The 11192-nt window shown below is 73.5% G+C and carries 8 protein-coding genes; 5 read left to right on the forward strand and 3 right to left on the reverse strand.

What is annotated here, in order from left to right; genetic code table 11:
* Positions 1–9: 9 nt before the first annotated feature.
* From DQE82_RS15275 to DQE82_RS15290, 4 genes are read left to right on the forward strand one after another with little or no spacing between them, the layout of a single operon-like run.
* Positions 10–1581, forward strand: a complete 1572-nt coding sequence (locus DQE82_RS15275) for a class I adenylate-forming enzyme family protein (protein ID WP_113973026.1) — start codon at positions 10–12, stop codon at positions 1579–1581.
* On the forward strand, positions 1578–2786 hold the full coding sequence (locus DQE82_RS15280) for an FAD-dependent monooxygenase (RefSeq protein ID WP_113973027.1): 1209 nt from the start codon (positions 1578–1580) through the stop codon (positions 2784–2786). Before DQE82_RS15275 ends, DQE82_RS15280 begins: the two co-directional genes overlap by 4 nt.
* Positions 2783–4756: an FAD/NAD(P)-binding domain-containing protein gene (locus DQE82_RS15285; RefSeq protein WP_113973028.1), complete on the forward strand. Its 1974-nt coding sequence runs from the start codon at positions 2783–2785 to the stop codon at positions 4754–4756. Before DQE82_RS15280 ends, DQE82_RS15285 begins: the two co-directional genes overlap by 4 nt.
* Positions 4753–6171, forward strand: a complete 1419-nt coding sequence (locus tag DQE82_RS15290) for an adenylosuccinate lyase family protein (RefSeq protein WP_113973029.1) — start codon at positions 4753–4755, stop codon at positions 6169–6171. Before DQE82_RS15285 ends, DQE82_RS15290 begins: the two co-directional genes overlap by 4 nt.
* Before the next feature lie 46 nt (positions 6172–6217).
* Here the strand turns inward: DQE82_RS15290 and DQE82_RS15295 are convergent, their stop codons facing one another.
* Positions 6218–7036, reverse strand: coding sequence for a M23 family metallopeptidase (locus DQE82_RS15295; protein WP_113973030.1), 819 nt, complete (start codon positions 7034–7036; stop codon positions 6218–6220).
* A 130-nt stretch (positions 7037–7166) separates the two neighbouring features.
* Here DQE82_RS15295 and mce point away from each other — a divergent pair, with 130 nt between their 5' ends.
* A complete protein-coding gene (gene mce, locus DQE82_RS15300) occupies positions 7167–7637 on the forward strand; it encodes a methylmalonyl-CoA epimerase (RefSeq protein ID WP_104112278.1) in 471 nt (156 codons plus the stop codon).
* Positions 7638–7713: 76 nt separating this feature from the next.
* On the opposite strand, the gene DQE82_RS15305 is transcribed toward mce, so the two are convergent.
* Complete coding sequence (locus DQE82_RS15305) at positions 7714–10029, reverse strand: MMPL family transporter (protein WP_069088354.1); 2316 nt, start codon at positions 10027–10029, stop codon at positions 7714–7716.
* 127 nt (positions 10030–10156) lie between these two features.
* Positions 10157–11146: a TauD/TfdA family dioxygenase gene (locus tag DQE82_RS15310; protein WP_082930898.1), complete on the reverse strand. Its 990-nt coding sequence runs from the start codon at positions 11144–11146 to the stop codon at positions 10157–10159.
* Positions 11147–11192: the final 46 nt, after the last annotated feature.

The raw sequence follows: 11192 nt of genomic DNA on the forward strand, positions 1-11192 counted from the left end.
GAGCCGGACATGTTGCTGCAGACGATCGCCAATCGCGGCATCCGACTGGGCACACTCTTCGACCGGGCCGCGGCCCGGCACCCGGACAACAGCGTCACCCTCGACCACGACCTCGACGTGGCGCCGGAACTCGGTCGGCGGCTCACGGTCGGCGCGGTCGCCGGCCTGGTCGCCGACCTGGCCGCCCGCCTGCACGCCGCCGGCGTACGACCGGGCGACCGCGTGGTGGTCCACAAGTCGCACAACTTCGACATCACGCTGAGCGCGTGCGCGCTGGCCCGGATCGGGGCCGTGCCGGTGCTGCTCTCCCCCCACCTCGACGCCACCACGGTGCTGCATCTGATCCGCCGGGCCGGCCGGCCGTACCTGCTGACCGACCGCGCCACCCTCGACGGGGAACTGGCGGACACCGTGTTCCCGGCGGTCGCCGGGGTGCTGCTCGCCTCCGGAGAGCATCCGTCGGCCACGTCGCTGCGCGCCCTGACCGGTGTGCCGAGCGTCCCGCCGATCGTCATGTCCCCCGACCACCCCATCCTGGTCACCCACACCTCCGGCACCACCGGGCTGCCGAAGCTGGCCGTGCACACCGGACGGACGCTGCAGGCGCGCTACCGCCCGCAGGCGTCGGTCGCCGCGCTGGTGCGACGCCGCTGCCCGGTCGCCATCCACGTCTCGTTCGTGCACTCGCGCCTGTTCACCGCGCTGGCGATCACGATGCTGCGCGGCTTCCCGCTGCTGGTGCTCGCCGACAACGACCCGGATCAGGCCACCGACCTGTTCCTCACCCATCGTCCGGGCGTGCTGGAGACCCACCCCAACTCGTTCCTGCGGTGGGAGCGGCTGGCCGACGACCCGCGCGCGCCGCTGGCCACAGTGCGCTACTTCAGCAGCACCTTCGACGCCATCCACCCGCGCACGGTCCGGCGCATGCTCGGGGCCTCCGCGCATCCCAAGCCGGTGTTCGGCCAGCTGTACGGGCAGAGCGAGGTCGGCCCGGTCGCGGCCCGCGCGTTCACCCGCCGCCGGCCCGAGGACGCCGACGGGCGCTGCGTCGGCATGCCGTTCCCCGGCATGACCGACATCCGGGTGGTCAGCCGCAACGGACGCCCGCCCACCCGCGACAACCCCGGCTACATCGAGGTACGCACCGACGGGCGCATCGTCACCTACCTCGGCGAGCAGCAGCGGTACGAGGGTCAGCGCCACGGATCGTGGTGGCGGATGGGCGACCTGGGCTACCGCACCCGGTTGGGCTGCCTGCACCTGCTCGACCGCGAGGTCGACGAGATCGACGGGTTCGGCAGCACGCTGGCGGTCGAGGACACGCTCTTCACCCGGCTGGACGAGCTCGTCGAGGTGATCATCCTGCCGGCGCCGGACGGGCCGCCCGTGCCGGTGATCTGCACCAGCGAGGACCTGCCGATCGACATCGACCGCTGGGCCGGCGCGGTCGCCACGCTGCCGCCGATGGCCCGCCCGGTGCAGCGGCGCCTGGCGGATCTCCCGCAGACCGCGACCACCAAGATCAAACGGTTGGAGCTGGCCCGGCAGCTGCTCGACCGGGACAGCGCGGCCGGATGAGCACCCGGACGCCTGTGCGCGTGGTCGTGGCCGGGGGCGGCATCGGCGGGCTCGCCACGGCGCTGGCGGTCGCGGCGCACGGACATCACGTGACGGTCCTGGAACGCCAGAACGAGTTCACCGAGCTGGGCGCGGGCATCCAGCTCGCCCCCAACGGCCTGCACGCGCTGGACGCGCTCGGTGTGGGACCGCAGGTGCGGGCCACCGCGGTCGCCATGGCGGAACTGCGGTTCATGGACGGCGTGACCGGCGCCCACGTCACCAGCATGCCGTTGACCGAGCGCTACCAGCGCCGGTTCGGCAGCCCGTACGTGGTGGTGCACCGCGCCGAGTTGCACCGCCGGCTGCTCGACGCCGCCCGGCGGCTGCCCCGGATCACGCTGCGCCCGGCCGCCTCGGTGGCCGGCTACGACCAGAACGCGGCCGAGGCCACCGTGCGCCTGGACTCCGGCGAACGGATCCCCGCCGACATGGTGGTCGGCGCCGACGGCATCCACTCCCGCATCCGCCGCCAGCTCGTCGGCGACGGCGAGCCGCGCAACTCCGGCATCACCGCGTACCGCGCCATAGTCCCCATGTCCCAGGTGCCGGCCCGGGTACGCCGGGACGCGGTCACCTGGTGGGCCGGACCGGACTGCCACTTCGTGCACTACCCGATCAGCGGCGGGGCGTACCTGAACATGGCCGCCAGTCACGCCGACGGCGCGCCCACGCTGTTCGCCGGCCGGCCCACCGACGGCGCACTGGTCCGGGCCGCGATGTCGCGCCTCGGCGCGGTCGGTGACCTGCTGCGCCTCAGCGACGAGTGGCGGGCCTGGGTGCTCGTCGACCGGCCGCCCGTCGACGACTGGGCCGACGGCCGGGTCGCCCTGCTCGGCGACGCCGCGCACCCCATGCTGCACTACGCCGCGCAGGGGGCCTGCCAGGCGCTGGAGGACGCGGTGGTGCTCGGCGACCTGCTCGGCGACGGCGCCGAGCCGGTGCCCGAGGTGCTCCGCCGCTACGTCGCGCAACGGCGGGAGCGGACCGCCGCGGTGCAGGCCGTCTCCCGCGACAGCATCCGGCTCTGGCACGCCGCCGGGGACGCGGCGACGGCCCGCAACCGGGCGCTCGCCGCGATGACGCCGCAGGAGCTGCACACGGCGGTGGCCTGGATGCACGCCGCCCGGGTGCGCGGCGAGCGCCCGAGCGAGGCCGTGCGATGACAGGCCCGCGGCATCTGCGGATCTGCATCGTCGGCGCGGGCCCGCGCGGACTGTCCGTCCTGGAGCGGCTCTGCGCCCAGGAACGGCACGACCGGGCCTGCGCCAGCCTCACCGTGCACGTGGTGGACCCGGCCGCGCCCGGCGCCGGCGCGGTGTGGCGCACCGACCAGTCCCGGCTGCTGCTGACGAACACCGTCGCCTCACAGATCACCGTCTACACCGACCCGAGCTGCCGGCTGGCCGGGCCGATCGAGCCCGGGCCGAGCCTGTACGAGTGGGCCCGGAGCGTGGCGTCGGCGGGCCCGTGGGGCGCGCTCGACCCCGACGTGCTCGACGAGGCGCGTGCCCTCGGCCCCGACGACTATCCGACCCGGGCGTTCTACGGCCACTACCTGCGGGCCAGCTTCCGCCGGATCGTGCGCCGCGCGCCGCCGCACGTCTCGATCCGGTGCCACCGCTCCCGCGCGGTGGCCAGCGCCGACACGTCGGGCGTGCCGGGCGGTCCGCAGGGCGTACGGCTGGCCGACGGCACTCGGCTGCACCACCTGGACGCCGTGGTGCTGGCCCTGGGACACGCCGCCGCCCGGCTGGATCCCCGGCAGGCACGCACGGCGAGCCTGTCCCGGGTGCACGGACTCACCTATCTCCCCCAGGCCAACCCCGCCGACGTCGACCTCGGCCACATCCCGGCGGGCGCGCCGGTGCTGCTGCGCGGGCTGGGCCTGACGTTCTTCGACCATCTGATCCTGCTCACCGTCGGCCGGGGCGGCAGCTTCGCCGAGGAGGGCGGACGGCTGCGGTACCGGCCCAGCGGCGCCGAACCGAGGTTGTCCGCCAGTTCCCGCCGGGGCATCCCGGCGCACGCCCGGGGCGACAACCAGAAGGGTGTGACCGGCCGGCATCTGCCCCGGCTGCTGACCGCGCAGGCCGTGGCGCGGCTGCGCGCCCGCCGCGCCCGCGGGGAGTCGATCCGGTTCCGCCGCGACGTGTGGCCGCTGATCGCCGCCGAGGTGGAGAGCGTCTACTACGCGACGCTGCTGCGCCGCACCGGGCACGCCGGCCGGGCCGAGAGCTTCACGCTGCGCTATTTCGCGACCCCCGCCGAGCGGCGGCCGGCGCTGCTCGACGAGTACCCGATACCGCCGCAGCGGCGCTGGGACTGGGACCGGCTGGCCCACCCGTACCGCGGGCGCGAGTTCCGCGACCGGGACGACTTCCGCGCCTGGGCGCTGGACCACCTGGCCCGGGACGTTGCGCACGCGCGGGCCGGCAACGTCGACGGGCCGCTCAAGGCAGCGCTGGACGTCCTGCGTGACCTGCGCAACGAAATCCGCCTGGCGGTCGATCACGGCGGGATCGACGGCGACTCGTACCGCGACGAGCTGACCGGGTGGTTCACCCCGTTCAACGCGTTCCTCTCGATCGGCCCGCCGGCCCGGCGCATCGAGGAGACGATCGCGCTGATCGAAGCCGGTGTGCTGGAACTGACCGGGCCGGACACCCAGATCGTCATCGACACCGAGACACCCGCGTTCGAAGCGACGTCCCGGACCGTGCCCGGTCCCCCGGTCCGCGCCGGCGTCCTCATCGAGGCGCGGCTGCCGGAACCCGACCTGCGCGGCACCGCCGACCCGTTGCTGCGCCACATGCTCGACACCGAACAGTGCCGGCCGTACCGGATCCCCTACGACGGCGGCACGTACGAGACAGGAGGACTCGCCGTGACCGAACGTCCCTACCGGGTCGTCGACGCCCAGGATCAGCCACACCCCCGCCGGTTCGCGTTCGGTGTGCCCACCGAGTCGGTGCACTGGGTGACAGCGGCCGGCATCCGGCCGGGCAACGACTCGGTGATCCTGGCCGACGCCGACGCGATCGCCGCCGAGGTGCGCTCGCTCGCGCCGGCCGGACACGCGGTGGCCGACCGCGCGGCCTCCGGGTCGGCCCGCTTTCCGGGGGTGATCGTGTGATCGACACGCTCGAAGTGGCGGTGGACAGCGGCCTGCTCTCACCGGTGCGCGCCGGCACGAGCATCGAGCCGGTGGTCGGCGACCGGGCCTGGCTGCAGGCCATGCTGGACGCCGAGGCGGCGCTCGCCCGCGCCCAGGCGCGGCTGGGCACGCTGCCCGTCCAGGCCGCCGCGGTGATCACCCGGACCGCCCGGGCCGAGCTGTTCGACCTGCGGGGCGTCGCGATGGCGTCCCGGGACACCGCGAACCCGGTGGTGGCGCTTGTGGCCCAGTTGACCCGCGCGGTCGCCGAGCTGGACCCGGCCTCCGCCGAGCACGTCCACCGTGGCTCCACCAGCCAGGACATCCTGGACACCGCGGCGATGACAGTCGCGCACCGGGCGCTCACCGTCATCGACGACCACCTCGCCGCCGCCGTCGACGCGCTCGCCGGGCTGGCGCTGACCCACCGCGACCTGCCGATGGCCGGGCGGACGCTGGCCCTGCACGCCGCCCCCACCACGTTCGGGCTGAAGGCGGCCGGCTGGCACCAGTTGCTGTGCGACGCCCGGGTGCGGCTGTGCCGGGTACGCGACCAGGGCCTGCCGGTGTCGCTCGGCGGCGCGGCCGGCACGCTGGCCGGCTATCTGGAGTACGCGGCGCTGGACGGCGCGGCCGAGCCGGACCCCGGCTACGTGGACCGCCTCGTGGCGGCGTTCGCCGAGGAGACCGGCCTGAGCCGGCCTGCGTTGCCCTGGCACACCCTGCGTACGCCGCTGGCCGACCTCGCCGCGGTGCTCGCGTTCGTGACGGGCGCGCTCGGCAAGATCGCCGTCGACGTGCTCTCGCTGGCGCGCAGCGAGGTGGGCGAGGTGGCCGAGCCGGCGGCCAGCGGGCGCGGCGCCTCCTCCGCGATGCCGCACAAGCGGAACCCGGTCCTCGCCACGCTGATCCGCAGCGCCGCGCTCCAGGTGCCGCCGCTGGCGGCCGGACTCACCCAGGCGCTGCTCAGCGAGGACGAGCGGTCCGCCGGCGTGTGGCACGCCGAGTGGCTGCTGCTGCGCGAGTGCCTGCGGCTCACCGGCGGCGCCGCGGAGGCGGCCGTGACGCTGACGCGGGGGCTCGTGGTGCGCCCGGAGCGGATGGCGGCCAACCTGGCGCTGACCCGGGGCCAGCTCACCTCCGAACGGGTCGCCGCCCGGCTCACCCCCGTCGTCGGCCGGGACCGGATCAAGGAGGTGCTGACCCGGGCCGCCGCGGAGGCCGACGCAACCGACCGCGCCCTGTACGACGTCCTGGCGGAGACGCCGGAGCTGCGGGGCCACTACACCGCCGAGGAACTGGCCCGCATCGGTGATCCGGCCGGCTACCTCGGCGCGGCGGGCACGCTCGTGGACGGCGCGGTCGTCGCCCGGGCGGACCCGGCCCGGCGCTGACCGCTGGTCCCCGCGCGCACGAGCCGCGGTCGGACGCGGGATCGGGTCAGCCGATGCCGTCGACCGCGGCCCGCAGCGCGCTGATCGACGGATCCCAGGTGAAGTTCAGGACGGGGATGCCGGAGGCGGCGGCGTTGCTGTCGCCGCCGAGGACCACCGCCCGCGGTTTGCCGGTGCCCTGGGGGACCACGAGATACCAGTTGCCCTTCACGTTCGCGATGAACACGTCGTCTGCCTCCTGGTCGGGCGGGTTCGGGTTGGTGACGTCTCCGGCCCAGCTCTCGAAATCGGCTGTCGCGCGGAAATCCGTCGGACTGGCGGTGTTCAGCCAGAGGCTGGTGTGCACGTGCGGCCCGACGCCGGACTCGCTGCCGTTGGCCGAGGCGCCGGAGTACGCGATGGTCTGGCCACGCGACACACGTTGACCGGGTGAGACGGCGACCGCCGACAGGTGCAGGTGCCGGGTGTAGTTGCCGTCGTCGTGGGCCATCCCCACGACCCGCCCGGTGGCCGTGGACGTGTCGGCCTTCACGAACCGGATCGTGCCGTTCGCCGCCGCCATGACCGGGGTGCCGGCGCCGACCGCGTAGTCGGTGCCCGGCTCGGCCGAGGGCGGCGTCCGGTTCCGGTGGTCCTGCCAGGAGCTGGAGATGCGGACACGTCCGCACGGCCGCTGGTAGCCGCCGGCGGCCCGGGCGGAGCCGGGCAGCAGGGCGAAGGCGGCCGACACCCCGGACGCGGCCAGCGCGGCGCCGGTGAGGAGCCCGCGTCTGGACAGTCCGCGCAGGTAGGCGATGCCGCCGAGGTCCTCGGGCGGCGGAGCGCCGTGGCCGACGTCCCGGGACGACCCGTCACTGAGGATCATCGATGTAAGGTACGGCCGGTTCGGACGCGGGGCAAGCGCCTCGCCCGGACGCCACGCACGCCCTCGCCGGTCGTCATTCCGTCGATGGACGCCTATTCGAAGAACCCGTTTCCGGCACTAGGCTGACGACATGTCTGACGAGCTTTCACCTTCGGCGCAGCAGTCTGCGCTGTCCGGAATCGGCCTGCGCGGCATCGACCACATCGGCCTGGCGGTGAATGATCTGGACGAGGCGATCGAGCGGTACGAGACCGTCTTCGGCATGCGGTGCGTACACGTGGAGGAGAACGCCGAGCAGGGAGTCCGGGAGGCGATGATGTCGATCGGCCCCGACCCCGCCCATGGCCGGCTGCAGTTGCTCGCCCCGCTGACCCCGACCTCACCGATCGCCCGCTTCCTCAGCCAGTCCGGCCCGGGCGTGCAGCAGATCGCCTGGACCGTCGACGACGTCGAGGAGACCTCCGCCGAGCTGCGTGAGCGCGGCGTACGGCTGCTCTACGAGCAGCCCAAGCGCGGCACGGCCGGCTCCCGGATCAACTTCGTCCACCCGCGTGACGCGGGTGGAATCCTGGTCGAGCTGGTCGAGCCGGCCGCCGCCTGAGCGGGCCGCCCGGCCGCCCCGAACGGCCGGTCCCGCCGGATCGTGCCGGTCCGGCGGGACCTCGACGGCGCCGCGGTCAGTGCCGGGTGCGTGGCAGGATCCGGTCCAGCCAGCCGGGCAGCCACCAGTTTCCGCGACCGATGAGCCGCATCAGGGACGGGACCAGCAGCAGCCGGACGATCGTCGCGTCGATCAGCACGGCCAGGGCCAGCATGAAGCCCATCTGCTTGATCTCGAGGATGCGGGTGAACATGAACGACGCGAAGACCACGACCATGATCGCCGCGGCGGCGGTGATCACCTTCGCGGTGCGGGTCAGTCCGAGCTGGACGGCGGCGGCGTTGTCGCCGGTACGGTCCCACTCCTCGCGCATCCGGGAGAGCATGAACACCTGGTAGTCCATGGAGAGCCCGAAGACCAGGGCGAACGCGAACAGCGGCAGGATCACCTGGATGAACCCGGTCCGCTCGACGCCGAGGAGGTCGGCGCCGTGCCCCTCCTGGAAGACCAGCACCGCCGCGCCGAAGGCCGCGCCCGAGGTGAGCAGGTTCATGAAGATCGCCTCGAACGGCAGGACCAGCGAGCGGAAGGCGATCAACAGCAGCAGCCAGCTCGCCGCCAGCACGGCGCCGATGACCAGCGGCATGGCCCGGGAGCTCTCGTCGGTGATGTCCACGATCTCGGCGGGGCCACCGCCGACGTGAGCGGTCAGCCCGGTGCCGGCGAACGCGCCACCGGCCTGAGTGCGCAGCTCGCGTACCAGATCGGCCGTCTCGTCGGTGTCCGCGCCGTGCCGTGGACGGACGGTGACCACAGTGGTGTCCCCGTCCCGGCTTACCAGCTCGGCCAGGGCCGGGCCGGCGGCGCGCGTCGCGGCTTCGAGGTGGGCGGTGGTGTGCCCCTTGGCCTGGGCGTCGAGCACCCGGGTGACGCTTACGACGTCAGCGGTCTCCCGGTTGCCGGCGGCCTGGTCGCTGAACCGGGCGACGGCGTCGAGCTGCGCGTCGGTGAACCGGTCGCCGCCGGCCGAGACGACAACTGTGATCGGGGCGAGCACGCCGGGCGCGTACGCCTCGGAGACGATGCCGTACCCCTTGCCCGGCGGCGACTCGGCCACCGCGCCGGCGCCGAGGTCGACGCCGTACTGGAGGTGGAAGACCGGGATGGACAGGGCGCCGAGCAGGACGGTGCCGAGCGCGGCCACGAGCAGCGGACGGCGCATGACCACGGCGATGGCCTTGGCCCAGCCGGAGTGCTCCGGGTCCGGGTGGGCCAGCGACCGGCGGGCCCAGGGCAGCGCGAAGCGGTTGATGCGGGGGCCCAGAAGACCGAGCAGGGCGGGCAGCAGGGTGACCGCGATGAGCATCATGACCAGCACGGCGACTGTCATGCCGACGGCCATCGAATAGACCTTCGCGGAGCGGACCAGCCAGAGCCCCGCCAGCGAGACGACGACGGTGATGCCGGAGAACAGGACGGCCTGCCCGGCGGTGGCCACGGTGCGCCCGATGGCCCGGGCCCGTTCCGGACGGCCGCTGTCACCGGCTTTCGCCAGTTCCTCGCGGAACCGGGTGACGATGAACAGCGTGTAGTCGATGCCGAGCGCGATGCCGACCATGCTGACAGCGGTCTGCACGAACACGTCGAAGGTGGTGAAGTGGGTGGCGATGCCGAGCGCGCCGAACGCGGCGAGCACGGCGACGACACCGAGCAGGAGCGGGATGGCGGCCGCCACGAGCGACCCGAACGCGAGCAGCAGCACGATGGCGGCGGCCGGGAAGCCGATCGTCTCGGCCATGGACAGGTCCTCGTTGCCCTGCTCGACGGCGGCCGCGGCGAGCGGCGAGACGCCGGTGAAGTACGCCTCCACCTGGCCGGTGCCGAGCCCTTCGGCGATCTCGCCGAGCGGCCCGGCCTGCTCCTGGAGCTTTTTGTCGTCGCCGTCGAGACTGACCGGCACGAGCGCGGTCTTCCCGCCGGGGGCGATGAGCCGGTCCGGCGCGTCGTACGGGCTGACCACGGTGCGCACGTCCGGGGCCTGGCGGTAGCGCTCGACAGCGGTGCGGACGACCTCGCGGAACGCCGGGTCCTGCGCGTCGATCGAGGTCGAGTGCAGGACCACGAAGTCGGTCTCGCTCGGCGTGTCGGGGAACTCGGCGCTGATCAGCTCGGCGGCCTTCTCCGAGTCGGAGCCGATCACGGAGTTGGTGTTGCCGGTCAGGTGCGAGGTGAAGTAGCCGGCCGAGACGGCCGCGCCGGCGAGCAGCACCAGCCAGACCAGGATGACCTTCACTGGATTGAGCGCCGCCCAGACGGCCCAGCGGTAGAGGAAGCCTTCCTCCAGCGGCCGGTGTTCGCCACCTCGGCGGGTGCGCGACAGCGTGTCGGTCATCGAATCCCTTTCGCGGTTGGCACTGATGTCCGCCGGCCACTGCGGTACGGCTGCCGGCGCCCCCTTCCGGCGCCGGTCAGCCTACCGTCCACTAGAGGCCGTTTTGTGGACCTTGTGAACGTCGAAATCAGTTGAGTACGGCGCCGGCGTCGTCCCGGAACTCCCGGCTCCGCCGGTTGTCCAGGTGCACGTAGACCCGGTGCAGCCAACGGTCCCGCCCGTCGAAGCGGGGAGTGAACTCGGACCGGCCGTGCAGCACCAGCCGGTTGTCGATGAGCGCCATCATCCCGGTCTGCAGCACCAGCGGCGTGGAGACGTCGGTGAGGATCCGCTTCAACCGCGCCATCACCTCGCCGGCCTCCTCGTCCAGCGCGGTGGTCGCGTTCAGGTCGAGGCAGATGTTCGAGTCCTCCACGCTGCCGGTGAGCACCGCGTGCGGCGTGGTGCGGTCACCCTGGCGGAACGAGGGCGGCGGCGCGGTGACGAACCGGGGCTCGCGCAGCACCTTCCGGTCGGTCTCCTCGATCAGCGGCAGGGCCTGCCGGATGCAGGTGACCAGCGTGCCGGCCCGCTTGGCGTGATCGTTGCGCAGGCACAGCAGGCCGACGTAGTCGGGGCGTTCCCGGTGGAACGCGTTCTCCACATGGAACTCCAGCGGCACCGACCCGGCGTTGCTCTGGGAGTCCTCCAGGCCGCGCACCGGGACGACGTTCTGCACCAGGGCGCCGCTCTTCTCGCTGCGGTAGGCGATCACCTCGCCGAGGTGCAGGCCGACGAGCATGGCCAGGACGGCCGGCACGGTGGTCGCCCGTTCCACCGACTCCCGGACGGTCGGAGTGCTCGGCAGGTCGCGCTCGTCCACCGGAAGGCCGGCGAGCACGAGTGAGCCGGTGGCCCCGGCGTCGCTGCGGAAGTCGCGCAGCGTCTCCATCAGCCGCAGCGGCATCCGGCAGCTCGCCTGCCGGGCCTGCGTCACCCAGGACAGGTCGTCCAGCAGGCGCGGCGACGCGGCGACGAGTTCCTCGGCCAGCGCCCGCAGGGCGGTCCGTTCGTCGTCGGCGAGGTCCAGCCTCAGTCCCTGCGCGCCGCGCGTCGACCGGTCAGATGTCGTGGTCATGGATTCGTCCTCTCGTACGGCGTGCGCGATCGTCCCGGCGCACGGG

This window comes from Micromonospora sp. LHW51205, from assembly GCF_003315815.1.
GTDB lineage: Bacteria > Actinomycetota > Actinomycetes > Mycobacteriales > Micromonosporaceae > Micromonospora > Micromonospora chalcea.

Excerpts from the sequence above, each read along its gene's own strand:
- DQE82_RS15310 (WP_082930898.1), bottom strand. The coding sequence starts at position 11,146 with ATGACCACGACATCTGACCGGTCGACGCGCGGCGCGCAGGGACTGAGG.
- DQE82_RS15275 (WP_113973026.1), top strand. The coding sequence starts at position 10 with ATGTTGCTGCAGACGATCGCCAATCGCGGCATCCGACTGGGCACACTC.
- DQE82_RS15285 (WP_113973028.1), top strand. The coding sequence starts at position 2,783 with ATGACAGGCCCGCGGCATCTGCGGATCTGCATCGTCGGCGCGGGCCCG.
- DQE82_RS15280 (WP_113973027.1), top strand. The coding sequence starts at position 1,578 with ATGAGCACCCGGACGCCTGTGCGCGTGGTCGTGGCCGGGGGCGGCATC.
- mce (WP_104112278.1), top strand. The coding sequence starts at position 7,167 with ATGTCTGACGAGCTTTCACCTTCGGCGCAGCAGTCTGCGCTGTCCGGA.
- DQE82_RS15305 (WP_069088354.1), bottom strand. The coding sequence starts at position 10,029 with ATGACCGACACGCTGTCGCGCACCCGCCGAGGTGGCGAACACCGGCCG.
- DQE82_RS15295 (WP_113973030.1), bottom strand. The coding sequence starts at position 7,036 with ATGATCCTCAGTGACGGGTCGTCCCGGGACGTCGGCCACGGCGCTCCG.